General features: G+C 26.6%; 15 protein-coding genes and 1 other annotated feature. Of the genes, 12 read left to right on the top strand and 3 right to left on the bottom strand.

Annotated elements, in window-relative coordinates:
• Positions 1-4: 4 nt before the first annotated feature.
• From thiT to HMPREF0216_RS10980, 7 genes are all read left to right on the top strand, one after another.
• On the top strand, positions 5-616 hold the full coding sequence (gene thiT, locus HMPREF0216_RS11010) for an energy-coupled thiamine transporter ThiT (RefSeq protein WP_005214206.1): 612 nt from the start codon (positions 5-7) through the stop codon (positions 614-616).
• 154 nt (positions 617-770) lie between these two features.
• Complete coding sequence (gene thiE, locus HMPREF0216_RS11005) at positions 771-1397, top strand: thiamine phosphate synthase (protein ID WP_005214204.1); 627 nt, start codon at positions 771-773, stop codon at positions 1395-1397.
• Between the two features lie 29 nt (positions 1398-1426).
• Positions 1427-1930, top strand: coding sequence for an energy coupling factor transporter S component ThiW (thiW, locus tag HMPREF0216_RS11000; protein ID WP_005214202.1), 504 nt, complete (start codon positions 1427-1429; stop codon positions 1928-1930).
• Positions 1931-2050: 120 nt separating this feature from the next.
• Positions 2051-2276 (top strand) — a binding site (T-box leader).
• Positions 2277-2365: 89 nt separating this feature from the next.
• A complete protein-coding gene (gene thrS, locus HMPREF0216_RS10995) occupies positions 2366-4270 on the top strand; it encodes a threonine--tRNA ligase (protein ID WP_005214200.1) in 1905 nt (634 codons plus the stop codon).
• Between the two features lie 251 nt (positions 4271-4521).
• Positions 4522-5742 carry an exonuclease SbcCD subunit D gene (locus HMPREF0216_RS10990; protein ID WP_005214198.1) on the top strand — a complete coding sequence of 407 codons (1221 nt, stop codon included), beginning with the start codon at positions 4522-4524 and terminating at the stop codon, positions 5740-5742.
• A complete protein-coding gene (locus HMPREF0216_RS10985; protein ID WP_040419719.1) occupies positions 5729-9220 on the top strand; it encodes an AAA family ATPase in 3492 nt (1163 codons plus the stop codon). The genes HMPREF0216_RS10990 and HMPREF0216_RS10985 overlap by 14 nt, the downstream gene beginning before the upstream one ends.
• A 106-nt stretch (positions 9221-9326) precedes the next feature.
• The gene (locus HMPREF0216_RS10980) at positions 9327-10040 is read left to right on the top strand and encodes a lysophospholipid acyltransferase family protein (protein ID WP_005214194.1); all 714 of its coding nucleotides are present in this window, start codon (positions 9327-9329) and stop codon (positions 10038-10040) included.
• Positions 10041-10188: 148 nt separating this feature from the next.
• Here the strand turns inward: HMPREF0216_RS10980 and HMPREF0216_RS10975 are convergent, their stop codons facing one another.
• The gene (locus HMPREF0216_RS10975; RefSeq protein WP_005214190.1) at positions 10189-10650 is read right to left on the bottom strand and encodes a YopX family protein; all 462 of its coding nucleotides are present in this window, start codon (positions 10648-10650) and stop codon (positions 10189-10191) included.
• Positions 10651-10847: 197 nt separating this feature from the next.
• Between HMPREF0216_RS10975 and HMPREF0216_RS10970 the strand changes: the two genes are divergently transcribed.
• Complete coding sequence (locus HMPREF0216_RS10970; protein ID WP_005214189.1) at positions 10848-11795, top strand: hypothetical protein; 948 nt, start codon at positions 10848-10850, stop codon at positions 11793-11795.
• 92 nt (positions 11796-11887) lie between these two features.
• Here the strand turns inward: HMPREF0216_RS10970 and HMPREF0216_RS10965 are convergent, their stop codons facing one another.
• Positions 11888-12634: a TIGR03915 family putative DNA repair protein gene (locus HMPREF0216_RS10965; protein WP_234088440.1), complete on the bottom strand. Its 747-nt coding sequence runs from the start codon at positions 12632-12634 to the stop codon at positions 11888-11890.
• 7 nt (positions 12635-12641) lie between these two features.
• A complete protein-coding gene (locus HMPREF0216_RS10960) occupies positions 12642-13994 on the bottom strand; it encodes a putative DNA modification/repair radical SAM protein (protein WP_005214185.1) in 1353 nt (450 codons plus the stop codon).
• 268 nt (positions 13995-14262) lie between these two features.
• Here HMPREF0216_RS10960 and HMPREF0216_RS10955 point away from each other — a divergent pair, with 268 nt between their 5' ends.
• The 4 genes from HMPREF0216_RS10955 to hydA all read left to right on the top strand — a co-directional run bounded on the left by HMPREF0216_RS10955 (position 14263) and on the right by hydA (position 19843).
• On the top strand, positions 14263-14691 hold the full coding sequence (locus tag HMPREF0216_RS10955) for a DUF3783 domain-containing protein (protein ID WP_040419714.1): 429 nt from the start codon (positions 14263-14265) through the stop codon (positions 14689-14691).
• A gap of 163 nt (positions 14692-14854) precedes the next feature.
• Positions 14855-15076 carry a hypothetical protein gene (locus HMPREF0216_RS10950; protein WP_005214181.1) on the top strand — a complete coding sequence of 74 codons (222 nt, stop codon included), beginning with the start codon at positions 14855-14857 and terminating at the stop codon, positions 15074-15076.
• A gap of 179 nt (positions 15077-15255) precedes the next feature.
• Positions 15256-18288, top strand: a complete 3033-nt coding sequence (gene lacZ, locus HMPREF0216_RS10945; RefSeq protein ID WP_005214179.1) for a beta-galactosidase, LacZ type — start codon at positions 15256-15258, stop codon at positions 18286-18288.
• A gap of 163 nt (positions 18289-18451) precedes the next feature.
• Positions 18452-19843 (top strand): dihydropyrimidinase, encoded by a 1392-nt coding sequence (gene hydA, locus HMPREF0216_RS10940; protein WP_005214177.1) that lies wholly within the window; start codon positions 18452-18454, stop codon positions 19841-19843.
• Positions 19844-20097: the final 254 nt, after the last annotated feature.

Below are 20097 nucleotides of genomic sequence, written 5' to 3'. Positions count from 1 at the left end.
CAAGATGGTAATTTTTATTGGGGTAATATCAGTAATGATATTTATGTTATATTTTAGAGACTTAAAAAGAAATCCAATTAATACTAAGGAAATGGTAGTTATAGCAATGATGAGTGGACTAGCTTTCATGCTTAGTTTGATTCAATTTGTTAAATATCCTCAAGGTGGAGGGATTACTTTATTTTCAATGCTACCAATAATGGTGCTTTCATTATTATATGGAAGAACAGCAGGTATTACAGGTGGTTTAATATGGGGAGTTTTATCATTATTAAATGGTGCATATGTAATACATCCAGTTCAGTTTTTCTTAGATTGTTTATTTGGACCAATGGCATTAGGTTTTGCATGTATTTTAGGAAGTGATAAGAAGTATAAAATTGTACTTGGATCACTATTTGCAGTTGCTTTATGTGTATTTTCATATTTTGTTTCTGGTGTAGTATTTTTTGCACAGTTTGCACCAGAAGGGATGAATCCATATTTATATTCATTTTTATATAACTTTACTAGTGCTGGGGTTGAAGGTATTTTATGTACTATAGTTATAGCAATAATTCCATTAGAACGATTTAAACATGAAGCTATAGAAAAAACACAAATTTATAATAAATAGTGGAGTTTAAGATTAGCATACCATAAGAATTTAAAGTTAAAAAAGTGTTTATATAGAGGAAATCTTAATAATCAAATCTAGAATACTATTATTTAGTCAAAAAATCTAAAGAGAATTAAATAATAAAAAATATATTAAATATGAGGAGAATTGTATGAATGAATTAAAATTATACTTAGTTACAGATTCAAATATTTTAGAAGATAGAGATTTTTATAAGTGTATTGAAGAGGCATTAAAAGGTGGAGTTACAATGCTTCAATTAAGAGAAAAGGAATCTAGTGGCAAGGAATTTTTAGAAAAAGCAATTAAACTTAGAGAATTAACAAGAAGATATAATGTAAAACTTATAATTAATGATAGAGTTGATATTGCTATGATTTGTGATGCAGATGGTGTTCATGTTGGACAAAGTGATATACCAGCAAATAAAGTTAGGGAATTAATAGGTGCTAATAAAATTATAGGAGTATCTGCAAGAACTATTGAAGAAGCAAGAATAGCAAAAGAAAATGGAGCTTATTATTTAGGTGTAGGGGCAATGTTTAATACAACAACTAAATTAGATGCAAAATCAGTATCAATTGAAACTTTAAAAAGTATAAAAGAAGAAGTTAATTTACCTATAGTTGCAATTGGAGGATTAAATTTAAATAATATTCAAGAATTAAAGTATTCTAACATAGATGGATATGCAGTAGTTTCAGCAATATTAGGAGCTGAAGATATAAAAAGTGAATGTGAAAAATGGTGCAGTGAAATTGAAAAATTAAGAAGCTAAAAATAATTAATAAATTGGGGGATTGAATTATGGAAGTAAGTAAGGTTAAATCAGAGGCTACAAGAAAGCTTGTATTAAGTGGTATATTAATTGCAATAGCCACTGTATTAGGAACTTTTTCTATACCTATTTTAGGTGCAAAGGCATCACCAATTCAACATCTTATAAATGTTATATCAGGTGTAACATTAGGACCAGTTTATGGACTATTATGTGCATTTGTATCATCATTACTTAGAAATATTTTAGGAACAGGAAGTATATTAGCTTTTCCAGGAAGTATGGTTGGTGTGCTTTTAGCAGGATTACTATATAAAAAATTTAAGAAAGTTGAATTAGCTGTAATTGGGGAAGTTGTAGGAACTGGTATAATAGGAGCATTACTAGCATATCCTTTAGCAGCTTTTGTTTTAGGAAGAGAAGTTGCATTATTTGTTTATATTGTTCCATTTTCTTTAAGTTCAATTGTTGGTAGTTTAATTGCATATATTATATTAAAGATTAAAGTAATAAGAGAGTTTTTATTAAAATAATTGCAAACTAAATTTAGATAAAAAGTACTGATATATTATTTAATAGTAAAGAATTTAAAGATAATAATTTACAAAATAAAAATAAAGTGGTAACATTAATTTTAAAATATACTTAAATATCAATGAACATTGAAAGGGATGAGTATTATAGAATACAATTTTAAGAGATAAAGTGTCAAAGGCTGTAAGCACTTTTAAATATGACTATAAGAAAACTACCCTGGAGTTATGGTTTAGTATCATTAAGTGAGAAATACCATCGGTGAAGATCGATAATACTTTAAGAGATGAATTGAATTTTTTATTCAATTTGGGTGGAACCACGGATATAGCATTCGTCCCAAGCTTAGGGATGGATGTTTTTTTTATATCAAAAATAAATATAGAGAATTAAAGATTTTCTCTAAAATAGAACTTAAAGGAGGTAGAATGTGAATGATTAATTTAAAATTAAAAGATGGATCAATAAGAAAAATTGAAGAAAATTCAACTGTTTTAGATCTAGCTAAATCGATTAGCAAAAAGTTAGGAAAGTCCGCAGTAGTAGGTGAAGTAAATGGAACCTTAGTTGACTTATCTTATAAACTTAAAAACAATGATGAGGTTAATATAATAACTTATGATGATGAAGCTGGAGTTGAGGTTATGAGACACACTACCTCACATGTAATGGCTCAAGCTGTAAAAAGACTTTATAAAGATGTAAAGCTAGCTATAGGACCAACAATAGAAAATGGGTTTTATTATGATTTTGATATAGAAGTTCCATTTAATAATGAGGACTTAGTTAAAATAGAAGAAGAAATGAACAAAATAATAAAAGAGGATATTTCAATAAAAAGAATAGTATTAAGTAGAGAAGAGGCTTTAAGGTTAATGGAAGAAAGAGGAGAACCGTATAAGGTAGAACTTATAAAGGATCTTTCAGAAGAAGAAACAATTTCTCTATATAAACAAGGCGATTTTATAGATCTTTGTAGAGGACCACATCTTTTGTCTACTAAAGGAATAAAAGATTTTAAATTAACTAGTGTTGCAGGGGCTTACTGGAAAGGTAATGAAAAAAATAAAATGTTACAAAGAGTTTATGGGGTGGCATTTGCAAATAAAGATATTTTAAAAACTTATTTAAATAATATAGAAGAAGCGAAGAAAAGAGATCATAGAAAATTAGGTAAAGAGTTAAAGTTATTTACTTTTGTTGATGAAGGACCAGGATTTCCATTTTTCTTACCAAAAGGAGTTATTCTTAAAAATAACTTAATTAATTATTGGAGAGAGTTGCACCAAAAGGCTGGATATGTTGAAGTTGAAACACCGATAATGTTAAATAAAAAGCTATGGGAAACTTCAGGACATTGGGATCATTATAAGGAAAATATGTATATTTCAATGATTGATGAGGAAGAGTTTGCATTAAAGCCTATGAATTGTCCTGGTGGAATGCTTATTTATAAAACAGAAACACATTCTTATAGAGATTTTCCAATGAGAGTTGGAGAGCTTGGAAGAGTTCATAGACATGAACTTTCAGGTGCTTTACATGGCCTTATGAGAGTAAGAGCATTTACTCAAGATGATGCTCATATATTTATGTTACCAGAGCAAATAAAATCAGAAATTAAAGGCGTTGTTGCTTTAATTGATGAAGTTTATTCAAAATTTGGATTTAAATATAGTGTTGAATTATCTACAAGACCAGAAGATTCTATGGGAAGTGATGAAGATTGGAATATAGCAGAAGAGTCATTAAAAGCGGCCCTTGAAGAAATGAATTTACAGTATAAAGTTAATGAAGGCGATGGAGCCTTTTATGGACCAAAGATAGACTTCCATCTTGAAGACAGTTTGGGAAGAACATGGCAATGTGGAACTATTCAATTAGATTTCCAATTACCTCAAAGATTTGAATTAGACTATATTGGTAGTGATGGTGAAAAGCATAGACCAATAGTTATTCATAGAGTTATATTTGGAAGTATTGAGAGATTTATTGGTATATTAATTGAGCATTTTGCAGGTAAATTCCCAACATGGCTTGCACCAGTCCAAGTTAAAATTTTACCTATTTCTGATAAATTTACTGATTATACTAATGAAGTTAGAGAAAAGCTTGAAGCTAATGGGGTAAGAGTTGAAACTGATTTACGTACTGAAAAAATAGGATATAAAATAAGAGAAGCTAGAAATGAAAGAGTACCTTATATAATCATTATTGGGGAAAAAGAAGAAAATGATAAAACTATTTCACTAAGAAGTAGAGATAATGGTGATGAAGGAGCTATTGATTTAAAAGAATTTATTAATAGAATAACTACTGAAATAAAAAATAAAAATTAAACTTGAGATTTTCTAAACAAAAACACATAGTAAGTTGAAGTAAGCCCCGTTATGTAGATGCAATAAAAAAATATTGTTGCAAAATATACTTAGCGGGGTGATTTTTATACAAAAAAACATTCAAATTTTTATTATAAAAGGAAATAGCTTCTTTGTAGTGTTATATCGTACTTTTTATAAAGTTTAGATAATATTATGAGGGATTTGTTGTATAATTAAGGTAAATAAATTTATAGGATGGAGGTTATATTTTGAGAATATTACATACTGGAGATTGGCATTTGGGCAAGAACCTAGAAGGTCAAAGTAGAATGGATGAGCAGGAAGCATTTTTAAATGATTTTATAGATATAGTAGAAGAAAATAATATTGATTTAGTTATTATTGCAGGTGATGTTTATGATTCAAGTAATCCACCAGCAAGAGCTGAAAAAATGTTTTATGATACATTAAAAAAACTTTCTAAAAATGGAGAAAGGTTAACTTTAGTTATTGCAGGAAATCATGATAATCCTGAAAGATTAGTTGCAGCAGGACCACTTGCTATGGAGCATGGAATTATAATGGTTGGAACTCCAAAGACTGTAGTACAACCTGGGCAATATGGAAAGCATAGAGTTGTAAACTCAGGAGAAGGATTTGTTGAAATAGAGATAAATGGAGAAAAATCAGTTATATTAACAGTGCCATATCCAAGTGAAAAAAGGTTAAATGAAGTTTTATATGGTGAAATGGATGATGATGATGAGAGATTAAAAAGTTATGGTGAAAGAATAAAACAATTATTTGATTCACTTAAAGTAAATTATAGAAAAGATACAATAAATATTGCAGTTTCACATATTTATACTATGGGAAGTGAAGAAAGTGGTTCTGAAAGAGCTATTCAATTAGGTGGAAGTTATATTGTTGATGGATATTGTTTACCTAAAGAAGCACAATATGTTGCTTTAGGACATGTACATAAGCCACAAGTAGTACCAGGAACAAATAAAAAAGCTAGATATTCTGGTTCTCCAATTCAATATAATAAAAAGGAGAGAAATACAATTAAAAAATGTTTTATTGTAGATTTAAGTGCTGGTAAAGAGGCTATTATTAATGAAGTTGAGCTTAAAATTTATAAGCCAATAGAGCTTTGGGCATGTAACAGTATAGATGAAGCAATAGAAAAATGTGAAGAAAATAAAGAGAGAGAATGCTGGGTTTATTTAGAAATAAAAACAGATAGATATATAAGAGAAGATGAAATAAAAAGAATGAAAGATTTAAAGAAGGATATTTTAGAAATACTACCAAAGTTAAATTCAGATGTAGAAGAGGAAAGTGCAATTAGTATTCAAGAAAAATCCTTTGAAGAGATTTTTAGAGAGTTTTATAAGAAGGAAAGAGAAGTAGAAGCAGATAATGAAGTGGTGGATTTGTTGCTAAGATTATTAAATGAAGAAGGTGATGATAGTGAGACCAATTAAATTAACTATAAAAGGATTAAATAGCTTTATAGAAGAACAAACTGTTGATTTTGATAAATTAACAAGTAGAGGTTTGTTTGGAATATTTGGACCAACAGGTAGTGGAAAATCAACTATTTTAGATGGTATAACTTTAGCTTTATATGGAGATGTTTCAAGAAAAAGTTCTAATTATATAAATACTAATTGTGATAAGTTAAATGTTAGTTTTGAATTTCAAATATCAACATCAGAAGTTAAGAAATATAAGGTCGTAAGAAGCTTTAAAAGAAATAAGTCAGGCAATCCAGTATCGGATAAATGTAAGGTAATTGATATAACTGATGGATTAGAAAATGTATTAACAGAAGGAGTAACTAATGTTAATACTGAGTGTAAAAAAATTATTGGTTTAAGCTTAGAGGATTTTACTAGAACTGTAGTATTACCACAAGGAAAGTTCTCAGAGTTTTTAAAGCTTGAAGGTAAACCAAGAAGAGAGATGCTTGAAAGATTATTTAATTTAGAACAGTATGGTGATAATTTATCAGTAAAGCTTTCAAGAGAAATAAAGAAAGAAAAAACACAAAATGATATTCTTTCAGGACAATTAATGGGATATGAAGGTATTAGTGAAGAAAAGAAGAAAGAAAAAGAAGAAGCTTTAAAGGAAAATGAGCTGGCTTTAAATATTGCAAATAAGCAGTTAAAGGAAAGTGAAAAAAGTTTTAAAGAAAATCAAGAACTTTGGAATTGGCAGTTAGAAATTGAAAGCTATAAAACTAAAGAAAAGCAACTTGTAAGTAAAGGTGAGGAAATAGAGTTAGAAAAGAAAAAAGTAAAAATGGCAGAGGCTGCTGATAAGGTTAAGCCTTATGTTTTAAGCTATAGAGATACATTAAAAAATATATCAGTTACTGAAGAAAACTTAAGTGAATATAAGATAAAATTAGAAGTTTTAAAAGCAGAAAAAGAGAAGGCAGAAGAAAGATATATTTTAGCTAGAAATAAAAAAGATAAAGAATTACCAAAGCTAAAATTAGAAGAACAAAAAGTATTAGATGCATTAGAAGATAAGAAAGCTTTAGAAATTTTAATTAAAGATATTAATGAATTAGAGAATAGAGTTAAGGAATTACAATTAGAAGAAGAAAAACATATTAAAGAGGCTAAAGTATTAGAAGGAAGAGTGGAAAAGGGAAATGAAAAGATTAGTCTTACTGAAAATGAAGTAGATAAATTAAATTTAGATTCTAAGTTTAAAGAAAAGGTTCAGGAAGGACTTTTAACTACTAAAGAGTTTAACAACCTAACATTAATAGTAAATAACACTAAAGATAAAATAAAAGTACTAAAAGAAGAGAGTTTAGTGGAAGTTAATGATAAAGAAACTTTAACTTGTAAGTTAAATGAAAAAGTAAAAGAATTGTTAGACAATGAAAAAGCTTATGAAGAATTAATAAAAAATTGTCCAGGGGATCAAAATGATTTATTAAGGCTTCAAACTGAATATTCTCAAAGTAAAGAAAAATGGAATGAATTTAATAGATATAATGATGAGATTGTAAAGTGTCAAGAATATATTAATAAATCAGCTAAAGAATTAGATGGATTTAAAGCAGAAAAGGAAAGTCTAGAAAAGAATATTGAGAAACGTAAATCAAATATGAGAGAATATGAAATTGAGAATTTAGCTCATTCTCTTAGAGAAGCTTTAAATAATGGAGAGGTATGTCCAGTATGTGGCTCTATAGACCATCATAAAGAAAATATTAAGTCTATACAAGTTCAAGATATTGATACATTAGAACGTGAGATAAAAGTAAAAGAACAGCAATTAAAATCTTTAGAGGCTAATATTAGTAAAATAGAAGCTAATCAAGAAAGTTCAAATAATAACATTAAAGATTTAAGAGGTAAAATAAAATCTTTAGGTGAGGAATTTAAGAAAGTTTCTGTAGAAGAATTAGAGAGAAAAATTAATGAGTTTGCAAATAAACTTAATAAATATATAGCTAATAAAGAAGAGTTAGAAAAGAGTAATAAGATATTAAAAGATAAAAAATACGATGTGGAAGGAAAGTTAAAGGCTACTGAAGCAAAATTGTTGGCAAATGAGAAACAATTAATTGTATTAGAAAAAGAGTATAATAAATCAAATGAAGATCTACAGAACATAACAGAAAAATTAAATATATTAAGAGCTGAAACTAATGTAGATGATTTTATTACTAAGAGTAATGAAATTGTTGAAATTGAAAAGAAAAAATCAGGTCTAGAGAATGATTTAAAAAAATATAGAAAGTTACTAGAAGATTTAATAAAAGATAAAGATGATCATCAGCAAAAGGTATCAAGTTTAAGAGAAATATTAGTTAAGGAAAAATCTACTTTAGAATCTAAAAATAGCAATAAAAATGATAAGATACAACAAATAGTAAGTAAAGTAGGTAAGATTGATAATTTAGAAGAATTATTAAATTCAATTATTAGTGAAATAAAAGCTATAGAATCTGAATTTGAGCTTTCAGAAAAAAATAAAGATATGAAAGATAAGGTCTTCCAAGAATGTAATGAAAAATTAATTAGCTTAAGCAGTACATTATCAGAGCTTCTTAAGAGAAAAGATATTGAAAAGATAAAGCTAGACTCTGTATTATTAGAGCAAAACTTTGAAACTATAGATGATGTAATGAATAATATTATTGAAAATGATGTTATGAAAGTATTAAAAGAAAAAATAGAAAAATATAATGACGATTTATCAAAGGTTAGAGGAGCTATAGAAAGTGTAGCTAAGAAGATATCAGGTAGAAATATAACAGAAGAAGAGTGGATAAGACTTCAGGAAGAAAAAGAGTCAAAAGAAAAAGAAGTTCAGGTCTTAAGTGAAATAAAAATTAAGATAGAAGAAGAACTTAAAGTTATTGAAAATAAGATGTTAGAACTTAAGGATTTATTAAAACAAAAAGCTGAATTAGATCATAAGTTAGCATTATTAAATGATTTAGATAAATTGTTTAAAGGAAAGAAATTTGTTGAATTTGTTGCAGCTACTAGGCTTAAATACGTATCAATTGAAGCTAGTAATAGATTAAAGGAAATAACTAATGGCAATTATGGATTAGAAGTAGATGAAGATGGAAAATTTATTATAAGAGATTATAAAAATGGTGGTGCAGCAAGAGATGCATCAACTCTTTCTGGAGGGGAAACCTTCTTAGCATCATTAGCATTAGCATTAGCACTATCATCAGAAATCCAATTAAAAGGTACTGCACCACTTGAGTTATTTTTCTTAGATGAAGGATTTGGAACACTAGATGACAATCTTTTAGAAGTTGTTATGGGTTCTCTTGAAAGAATACATAATGATAAGTTAAAGGTTGGAATTATAAGCCATGTTGAAAGTATAAAAAATAGAATACCAGTTAAGCTTTTAATTACTCCAGCAGAATCAGGAAAAGGTGGAAGTAAGGTTAAGATAGAACTGAGCTAGATGTATTTCTATTCCATTTTAATTTATATATTAAAAAACATAGAATATTTTGTCGAATAAAGAAAAGTTATGTTATAATAGCATCATCAATTGATGGAGGGATAAAATGTTTTTTAAATATGTAAAGTATGGTTTATATATGTTATATATGCAAATTAGAGGCTTAAAATATGAATATATAAAGAGATTCAAAGGAATAGACGAAGCAACCAAATATTCTAGCAGATGTATGTATAACTGGTCTAGATTTACAATTGAAACTATAGGTATAGAAGTACAAGTAGAAGGAAAAGAAAATATACCAAAAGGGCCTTGTGTATTTATAGGAAATCACACAAGTATTTTAGATATACCTATTGTTTATTATGCTGCAAATAGAGTTATAGGATTCATTTCAAAAAAGGAAATATTAAAAGTACCAGTATTAGGCTATTGGCTTCCAAGATGCAAATGTATTGCTTTAGATAGAAGTGATAACAGAGATGCTGTTAGAGTTATAAAAGAAGGTGTAAATAATATTAAAGAAGGATATTCTATGATGATATTTCCAGAGGGTACAAGAAGTAAGGATGGAAAGTTGCTTGATTTTAAGAAGGGAAGTTTAAAGCTTGCAACAATAGCTAAGGTTCCAATAGTACCGATTACAATAGATGGGGCTTTTAGATCTTTTGAAAAAGAGAGAAAGTTTAAGCCAGAGAAAATAAGAGTAATATTTGAAAAGCCAATCGAAACAAAAGATATGAATAGAGAAGAGCAAAATTACTTATCTATAAAGGTTAAGGAAGTCATAGAGAGAAATTTAAGTGAAACTTTTAAATAAATTTATAATTAATAAAAATTATTTGAAAAGTTTATATAATAGCATAGTAATATTATTAAATAATAGAAAAATTACAGTTAAGGTTAAAATTCACAATAATGATATTTAAACCTTAACTGTAATTTTATTTTTTATACACATTTGATATTTAAACTGTAATTTTAATTTTACCAGAATTTTTGCTAGGTTTATAAGAAAAAATATTACCTATAATTTTAACAGGTTTAGTAGTTGATAAGGTAGAAAGATATAAAAGATCCTTAAAGTTATCAAGATCTAAGTTTTCTTTTTGAGCAGTAAGTGCTATATTTTTAGGAAGTATTTGCTTTGTAAAGAAGCATCCATTTTCATAAATTACTTCAGCTGTTTTTTTATAAGTAAAGCTATTTTCCTGATAAGATATAACATCTCCTTGAAAAATTTCACGTCCAGATGCGTCATGAATGCCTGTAGGTAATAATAATATACTATCATCAAATGAAACAATAGCTTCTTCATTTTTATCTTTATTTAAATAATAGATTTGTTTATCTATATAATCTATTCTAGTTACAGAAAAGCATTTATTTAGTATTTTGTTATATATTTTAAAATTAATTTTAATATCCATAAGTACACCTCATTATAAAAAGATTAACATAATATATATAAATTATAACAAAATGGAAAAATTTTGAAAAGAATTAATTTAAAAAATATTCATTATTATATTTTAAAGAGAATATAAGTAATAAGAAGGGGAGATATCAAAATATAAAAAATATTTTTGATAATACTTCGTATATTAAGCTAGGGAGATGCTATAAAATGTTTACTGGAGAAGAAATAATAAAGAGGCAATATAAGAATGAAATATTTAAAGATAATGTTGAATATAGTAGGAAACAGTATGCAGAATTACTTAAGACATATAATCGAAAACTAAATAATAAAGAAAACTTTATTAAAGCAACTAAAAAAACAAACAATTTATATAAAGTAACCCCAATACAGCTTAATGATGGCACAGGACATGAAAAAGGAATCATAAAAGTAAAAAATGAGGGTAATAGGGAATATATAATACCATTTAGAAGTAAAAAAGCCTTTAAACTTGGGGAAATGTATATAGGTGATAATTCGGTATTATATTTAATAAATGAAAAGTACGATAAATTAGTTAACAATGCTTTAGATAAAATTAATAGCTTAAAATTTACTAATGATTACATGAGAAAAGAATTTGAGAAATGTTTACCTATAAATGAATTTAAATTTAAATCTACAAATGGAAAGACTGCAGTTGTATTTAAGAAGGATGTAGAATTAATCTCATTAAGAGAGGCACTAAGGAATTATAATAATCAGTTGTCGGTAATTTCAATAATAACTATATTAAGTGATTTATATAATTTATGTTGTTTTATGGAGTTTAATGGAATAAGTCATAATGGAATTACAATAGATAGTTATTTTGTTTCAACTAAAAATAAAGGTGGAGCATTATTAGGGGGATGGTGGTATTCAACTAAGAAAGGCGAGAAATTTAGTATAGATGCATTGAATAAAAAGGAAATAAATTTCGATTTAAAATCTATTAGATATTTAGGAAGAGTTTTATTAGGAGATACAGAAAAATCTGTAGGAAATATAAAGAGAAAAGTACCAAAAGAATTATTAACATGGGTAAGAGGGAAAGCTGAAAATGATGCATTTTATGAATATAGACGGTGGAAAGAAACTATAAGAAAAATAGCATATGAAAGAAAAAAATAAATGAAGAAGATATAGAAGTTTACGATTTTAAAGTAATTAAAAGAGGCTATAAAAAATTTGTAAAAACAGATTTTTTATAGCCTCTTTTATATTTAAATTTCAGTAAGATGTTTCCAGTATTTTTTTGGCATATATTGATTACGTAACTTAAGATTTTTTCTTTCTTCAATATTTACTGATTTATAAAAGGTTTTCCAAAGTTCTTCAAAGAATGAATCACTATTATTTTTATTAAAATTTAAAGCTTCTTTTTTACTTAAATTAGCTATGATAAAAGTTTCTTTATTATATATAATAGCACTTTCTCTTTTTAAGTCATGAATAATAAAATTTTGATCAGAAAATCTTTTAACAAAGTGATTTGATATTATTGGGAGTATATTATAATCAGGCTCAATGGAAGCGTAAAAGCTTAGTGGAGCAATTTCTTTAAATCGAACAAATCCAGTAAATTTATGAGCTTCTAATGAAACTTTACGATAATATTTATCTATTAAAATAATAGTATCATTATTTTTAGCTAAATTTATAGTTGTTCCATATTTATAACAAAGATTTAAATAAGATAGAATGATATTTTCAGAATTTTTAATTTCACTAAGATATAAGTAATAAATATTTTTTAGAACAACATAGTCAAGCCTTTTTAATATGCTATTATAAACCCTATTAAAGAGATTTTTATCAGTATTTATTTCATTTACTTCAGTGAGTAAAGAGGGAGTATAGTTCTTATAAGAAACTATATTACATGAAACTTTAGAAGAATACGCGTAAAATATAGCTGTAAGTAATCCTTCAAAAGTACCATCATATACATAATCAATCAAAATAAACACCACCCTTTTATATTTCCCCGGTGTAGGAGGTCATTTTATCATTTAATAGAAATAATTTTTTATCACCAGTTAATGTAGAGCCATCAGATAGCACAAAGTTACTTATGTCATTATCAAAAAAACTTATTTGTTCTATATTATCTTCAATAATATTTAAATCTACTTTAGGTGATAAGGCTTTTTTAATTTTTTCATCATCTAAAGGTATTGAACCAAAGTATTTTCCTTTACAAGTAATAAAATATTGAGCCCTCTTAATAACTATACCAAGTTTTTTTAAGTCTAAAAAATCTAGAGAGTTTATTCTGCGAGAGCTTACTATTTTTCTAGCACCTTTAATTCCTATTCCAGGAACTCTGATAAGCATTTCATAAGGAGCTTTATTAATTTCAATAGGAAATAAATAAATGTTATTCAAAGCCCAATTAGTTTTAGGATCAAAATTTATATTAAGATTTGGGTTTTCTTCTGAAAGTAATTCATTAGATTTAAATCCGTAAACACGTAAAAGCCAATCGCTTTGATATAATCTATGTTCTCTAAGTGTTGGAGGACTTTTTAGTTCAGGTAAATTTTTACCACTATTTACTGGAATATAAGCAGAGTAATATACTCTTTTTAAATCAAACCTGTTATAAAGATTTTCAGAGAGAGTAAGTATGTTTAAATCACTTTCTTTAGTAGCACCAACTATAAGTTGCGTACTTTGACCACCAGGAACAAATAAAGAGGAATTCTTATATCTACTATGTTCATATTTATTTATTGATATATTATCTTTTATTAAACTCATGGGTTTGAATATATCATCTTTATTTTTTTGAGGTGCTAAGAGTTTAAGAGACTTTGATGAAGGTAACTCAAGATTTACACTCATTCTATCTACTAATAAGCCAGCTTTTTTAATAAGGTCCTCATCTGCACCAGGAATTGCCTTTAAATGAATATAGCCTTTAAAGTTATAATCTTTTCTAAGTTTAGAGGCAACTTCAGTCAATAACTCCATAGTAAAGTTAGCATTTTTAATTATTCCAGAGCTTAAAAATAATCCTTCTATATAATTACGTCTATAAAAATTAATAGTAAGATTTACAATCTCATCTACAGTAAATGTAGCACGCTCTATATCATTTGAAGTTCTATTTATACAATATGCACAATCATAGATACAGTAATTAGTTAAAAGTATTTTTAATAAAGAAACACATCTACCATCAGGTGTGAAAGTATGGCATATTCCACTTATAGAAGTAGAACCTATATCACCTTTTTTTGAATTTCTATTTGAACCGGAAGATGAGCATGATACATCGTACTTTGCAGCATCACTTAAAATTCTTAACTTTTCTCTAATTTCCATAAAAATCACCAGCTTTTTATAAAATATAATATTTAAATATTATAACTTAATATGATTAAAAGAACAAGTGTTCATAAAAGTTTGGTAATAAAACTACTAATTATGATAATAATGTATAAATAAAATTACTAATAATAATTATCATATAATAATTATTTAAATATTAAAAATTATGCTATAATTAAAATTAATGAATTGCTATCTATTATAATAGGAGATAGTATAGATAATAAATAATAAATATTAATAGATAAAAATGGAGGTAAATATGTCATTTGATAGATTAGATATTAAAGATAATACAACAAAAGAAGGAAGAGCTTGCATAATAATTTGTAATTTAGGTGGTAAAGAACTTAAAACAGTAAAAAATTGTGCTTCTATATTAGGAATAAGAGATCAAATAGTGTTATATTCTAAGAATGGAGACTCTATAATTAAAGATATACTTGAAAATAATATAAATTCAGAGTGTGAAGAAGGTAGAAGAGAGAAAGCAATTATATTTAATGCTTTATCACAAGCAAAGATAAATCTACTTATTGAAAATTTAAGAAGGCTTAGAATGAATAATGTACTTAAAGCAGTAGTTACTGATACATCAATTAATTGGTCAATTAATGAAGTAATATCTAATTTAGTAGCAGAAAGAACAGCTATTAATAATGGAAACTTTACAGATCAACATGAGAAATAATTAAGGCAAAACTTAATAAAATAAGTAAATCTCCGCAGATATTTATATTAGAAAGAAATTATTTTACATATTAGATTAATAAAAAATTAATAAAATAATAGTAAAGAAATACAGGGGTATTAATATAATAGTATAAGTAGATAAAATAGGAGATGAAATAATTATGAATGATAAAGAAAAGGTATTATTAGGTGCAGCATGCTTCTTTGCAGGGGCTGTAGTAGGATTTTTATTAGCTCCAGTTAAAAAGGGAATTTATTGTGGAAATAATAGTGGAAATACTTATGGGCCAGGTGAGGAAGAAACAGTAAAAGATGAATTAGAAGATATAAAAAGTGATGATAAAGAAGAAGTATTTGAAGTAAATAAAGAAACTGAAAAATAAATATAGAAAAAAACTTAAACTCCTTAAATTAGGTAAAACTTAATTTAAGGAGTTTAAGTTTTTCTATGTTTATTTAAAATTGTAAAAATATAGTTTTATATTGTGAAAATACGAGTTATAATTTAAATTAAATAACTTAATTAAGTTATTTAAAGTAATAGGGTAGAGAGGAGATAGAGATGAGTAAATTGAATTTAAGTTATTTAGAAAATCCAGAAATTTTTAATATTAATAGATTAGAAGCTACTTCAGATCATAAATATTATAAAAATGTAGGTGAGGTTAAAAGAGGAATTTCCTCATTTAAATACTATTTGAATGGAAGTTGGAAATTTAATTATAGTAGGAATTTAAATGATATAATTAGTAATTTTTATGAAGAGGATTATAGTGTTGAAAATTGGGAGAATATAAAAGTACCGGCACATATACAACTCCAAGGATATGATAAGCCTCATTACGTAAATACCATGTATCCATGGGATGGTCATGAAAATATAGTACCCCCAGAAATTCCTAAAGTACATAATCCGGTAGGATGTTATGTTAAAGAATTTGAAATTTCAGAGGAGTTCCATTGTAAACCTTTATATATATGTTTTGAGGGAGTTGAATCAGCATTTTATTTATGGCTTAATGGAGAGTTTATAGGATATAGTGAGGATAGTTTTACTCCAGCTAAATTTTATTTAACAAAACATTATAAAATAGGTAAAAATAAATTATCAGTAATGGTTGTTAAGTTTTGTAGTGGAAGTTGGCTTGAAGATCAAGACTTTTGGAGATTCTCTGGAATATTTAGAGATGTATATCTTTATACAACTCCTAAAACACATATAAGTGATATGTTTATTCATACAAATCTTAAAGATAATTATAAAAATAGCGATTTAAACATAGAAGTTAATATTAAGGGTGAATTAAACTCTGTAATAAAAGCAAGTTTATTTGATAGTAATGGAAAAATAGTTACTGAGATAATAGAAGACGTGAATAATGAGAAATTAATGCTATATTCTGAAGTAAAAGATATTAAATTATGGAGTGCAGAAGAACCTAATCTTTATACATTAATAATTGAAATTATAAAAAATGGACAAGTTCTAGAAGTAGTAAAGCAAAAGATAGGATTTAGATCTTTTGAAATGATAAACAATGTAATGTATATAAATGGTAAAAGAATAGTTTTTAAGGGCGTAAATAGACATGAATTTAGTTGTTATACAGGGAGATGTTTAAGCAGAGAAGAAATGATTTGGGATATAAAGACTATGAAAAAGAATAATATTAATGCAGTTAGAACATCACACTATCCAAATCAAAGTGAATTTTATGATTTATGTGATGAATATGGTCTTTATGTAATTGATGAAACCAACTTAGAAAGTCATGGAACATGGCAAGGAGCAGGAAAGATAAATACAAAGCATATTGTTCCAGATTCAAAATTAGAATGGAGAGAATGTGTATTAGATAGAGCAAAATCAATGCTTGAAAGAGATAAAAATCATCCATCTATATTAATATGGTCTTGTGGAAATGAATCTTTTGGTGGCGAGAATATTTATTTAATGTCAGAGTATTTCAGAAATAGAGATACTAGTAGATTAGTGCATTATGAAGGTGTATTTAATGATAGAAGATTTAATGATTCTTCAGATATGGAGAGCCGTATGTATGCTAAGGTAACTGACATAGAAGAATATTTGAATAACAATCCTGAAAAACCATTTATTTTATGTGAATATACTCATGCTATGGGAAATTCTAATGGAGGTATGCATAAGTATATAGAGCTTGAAGAAAAATATCCTATGTATCAAGGAGGATTTATATGGGATTTTATAGATCAAGGATTAATGACTAAAGATATATATGGAGAAGATTATATTGCTTTTGGAGGAGATTTTGATGATAGACCTACAGATTATAATTTCTGTGTTAATGGTATTGTTTATGCTGATAGAAAAGAATCTCCTAAAATGCAGGAAGTAAAATTCAACTATCAAAATATAAAAATAGATGTTAATTTTAATAAAGCTATAATTAAAAATGATAATTTATTTATAAATTTAAATAGATATGATTTCATATGGGAGCATTTACAAGATGGAAAGGTTATAGAAGCAGGTAAATTAGATGTATCTGTGGAACCAGGAAATAAAATAGAAATTAAATTACCTATAACTAGGGGAAGTGATATTGGAAATTATACAATAGATGTAAAAGCAATATTAAAGGAAGATACTTTATGGGGTAATAAAGGTTATGAGGTGGCTTTTGGTCAAGATTATTATGAAGTAATAGAAAAGTATAATGAAGATTTAGTTAAAAATAATATAACAACTGATAAAAGTAGAATAGTTATAAGTGATTGCAGTATTAATTTTGGAGTTAGAGGAGAAAAGTTTGAAGTAATATATTCTAAAAATTATGGAGGTATGATTTCTTACAAGTATAATGGAAAAGAATTTATAGATACTATTCCTAAACCTAATTTTTGGCATGCTCCAACAGATAATGATAGGGGGAACTTTATGGCATATAACTGTGCTATGTGGAAGATAGCAAGTCTTTATGCAAAGGTTATAAACATTAATACTTCTTATGATGAGAATAGTGCAAAAATTACTTATACGTATAGTTTTCCAACAGTTCCAGAAAGTAAATGTTATGTAACATATACTACACTAGTTGATGGAACTATAGATATTAAAATGGAGTATAAAGCAGTAGATAATTTACCTAATATGCTTGATTTTGGAATGATTTTTACAGTTCCATGTATATATGAAAATATAACTTGGTTTGGAAAAGGAAAGGAAGAAAATTACTGTGATAGAAATAAAGGTGCAAGGTTTGGAGTTCATAAGAATAAAGTAAGTGATAATTTATCAAAATATGTTATTCCACAAGAGTGTGGTAATAAAACAGATGTTAAATGGGTTAGTGTTACAGATAATTTAGAGAATGGATTAATAATTAAAGGAGATAACTTTAATTTTAGTGCACTTCCATATACTCCACATGAACTTGAAAATGCATATCATCATTATGAGTTGCCTAAAGTATATCATACAGTTATAAGAGTATCATTAATGAATAGTGGTATTGGTGGTGACGATAGTTGGGGAGCTATGCCACATGATGAATATTTAATACCATCAAATAGAGATATGACATTTAAATTTACTATTAAAGGAATAGAGTAATAGTTATTAGTTAGTAGTTAACCATTAAATATGTTAATTACTAACTTTTTAATTTTTTATCAATGTAATAATGAAAGAAATAAATTTATAAATTAGGAAATATAATATATAGGAAGTAGTATATAAAGTGAATTTGGTATAAGTGATTATATAGGGGGCGGTTATGTCATTATTAATTAAAAATGGGATTATAGTGACTTCAAGTGATACTTTTAAAGGCGACATTTATATAGAAGATGGAATTGTAAAAGAGATTGGAGAAAATTTAAATTATAATAAAAATAAAACTGAAATTATAGATGCTAGTGGTAAGTATGTAATTCCAGTAGGAGTAGATGTACATACTCATTTTAATTTACATGTAGGCAATTTAGTAGTAAATGATGATTTTTATACAGGAACTATTGCTGCAGCATGTGGTGGGACAACCACTATAATTGATCATATAGGATTTGGACCACAAGGATGTGAGTTAAGATATCAAATTAACAAATATCATAGCTATGCAGACAATAATGCTGTTATTGACTATGGATTCCATGGTGTCATTCAACATGTAGATAATGATATTTTAAATGAAATAGAAGAAATAGTTGAAGAGGATGGAATAAATAGTTTTAAAGCTTATTTAACTTATGATTATAAAATCGAAGATGAAGATATTATTAAAATATTTAAAAAGCTAAAAGAAGTTAATGGGATTACAGCGATTCATTGTGAAAATCATGGAGTAATTCAATATTTGCGCAAATATTATGAAGAGAATGGATTAAAGTCACCAATATTTCATAGTTTAAGTAGGCCAGAAGAAACTGAAGGTGAAGCTGTAAATAGAATGATAAATATAGCTAAAATAGCTAATTATAAAGATTTATATATTGTACACTTATCTACAAAAATAGCATTAGATTATATAAAAATGGCTAGAGAAAATGGTCAAGAGTTATATGTAGAAACATGCCCACAATATTTAATTTTAGATGAAAGTAAATATAAATTACCTAATAAAGAAGGATTAAAATATATAATGAGTCCACCGCTTAGAGAAAAGTACAATGGTATTGCTTTATGGAAGGGAATTAGGGATGGATATATTCAAACTATAGGAACAGATCATTGTCCATTTTCTTTTAATAATGATAAAAAGTTAGGAAAAGATAACTTTATAAAATGTCCTAATGGAGCGCCAGGTGTTGAAGAAAGAATACCTTTAATTTTTTCAGAGGGCGTAATGAATGGAAAAATAAATATTAATAAGTTTGTTGAAGTATGTTCAACTAATCCAGCTAAAATTTTTGGAATATATCCTAAAAAAGGAACAATTGCAATTGGTTCAGATGCTGATATAGTTATCATAGATCCTAATAAGGAAGTTATCTTAAGTAGTAAAGATTTGCATTCAAATGTTGATTATAGTGCATATGAAGGGATAAAGGTGAAAGGCTATCCTATAATGACAATATTAAGAGGAAAGATTATTGTTCGAGATAATAAATTTATTGGGGAAAAAGGAGATGGAATGTATTTAAAAAGAAAAACTACAAGAGGTAGATAATTTATTTATATATTAAATTGACAAATTATTATATAAAGTATTATACTATATTAGTTCCTGTGAGGGAGTAGTTAGCATGAAAGTGTGATTAGGCCAACATAATGGTTTGCATATGGCAACCTGGTTTAATCTTAAATAACGAGACTCATGGATGTTATTTTAGCATCCATGAATCTCGTTATTTTTTTATTTTTAAAAATAAAAAATTAAAACTGTAGATAATTTTTATAATATAGAATAACAATAATCTACAG

The sequence above is a fragment of the Clostridium celatum DSM 1785 genome, from assembly GCF_000320405.1.
Taxonomy (GTDB): domain Bacteria; phylum Bacillota; class Clostridia; order Clostridiales; family Clostridiaceae; genus Clostridium; species Clostridium celatum.
Note: the sequence above shows the minus strand (reverse complement) of the source record. Positions and strands in the feature narration are given on the sequence as shown.

Excerpts from the sequence above, each read along its gene's own strand:
- thiT (WP_005214206.1), top strand. The coding sequence starts at position 5 with ATGGTAATTTTTATTGGGGTAATATCAGTAATGATATTTATGTTATAT.
- thiE (WP_005214204.1), top strand. The coding sequence starts at position 771 with ATGAATGAATTAAAATTATACTTAGTTACAGATTCAAATATTTTAGAA.
- thiW (WP_005214202.1), top strand. The coding sequence starts at position 1,427 with ATGGAAGTAAGTAAGGTTAAATCAGAGGCTACAAGAAAGCTTGTATTA.
- thrS (WP_005214200.1), top strand. The coding sequence starts at position 2,366 with ATGATTAATTTAAAATTAAAAGATGGATCAATAAGAAAAATTGAAGAA.
- HMPREF0216_RS10980 (WP_005214194.1), top strand. The coding sequence starts at position 9,327 with ATGTTTTTTAAATATGTAAAGTATGGTTTATATATGTTATATATGCAA.
- HMPREF0216_RS10975 (WP_005214190.1), bottom strand. The coding sequence starts at position 10,650 with ATGGATATTAAAATTAATTTTAAAATATATAACAAAATACTAAATAAA.
- HMPREF0216_RS10970 (WP_005214189.1), top strand. The coding sequence starts at position 10,848 with ATGTTTACTGGAGAAGAAATAATAAAGAGGCAATATAAGAATGAAATA.
- HMPREF0216_RS10960 (WP_005214185.1), bottom strand. The coding sequence starts at position 13,994 with ATGGAAATTAGAGAAAAGTTAAGAATTTTAAGTGATGCTGCAAAGTAC.
- HMPREF0216_RS10955 (WP_040419714.1), top strand. The coding sequence starts at position 14,263 with ATGTCATTTGATAGATTAGATATTAAAGATAATACAACAAAAGAAGGA.
- HMPREF0216_RS10950 (WP_005214181.1), top strand. The coding sequence starts at position 14,855 with ATGAATGATAAAGAAAAGGTATTATTAGGTGCAGCATGCTTCTTTGCA.
- lacZ (WP_005214179.1), top strand. The coding sequence starts at position 15,256 with ATGAGTAAATTGAATTTAAGTTATTTAGAAAATCCAGAAATTTTTAAT.
- hydA (WP_005214177.1), top strand. The coding sequence starts at position 18,452 with ATGTCATTATTAATTAAAAATGGGATTATAGTGACTTCAAGTGATACT.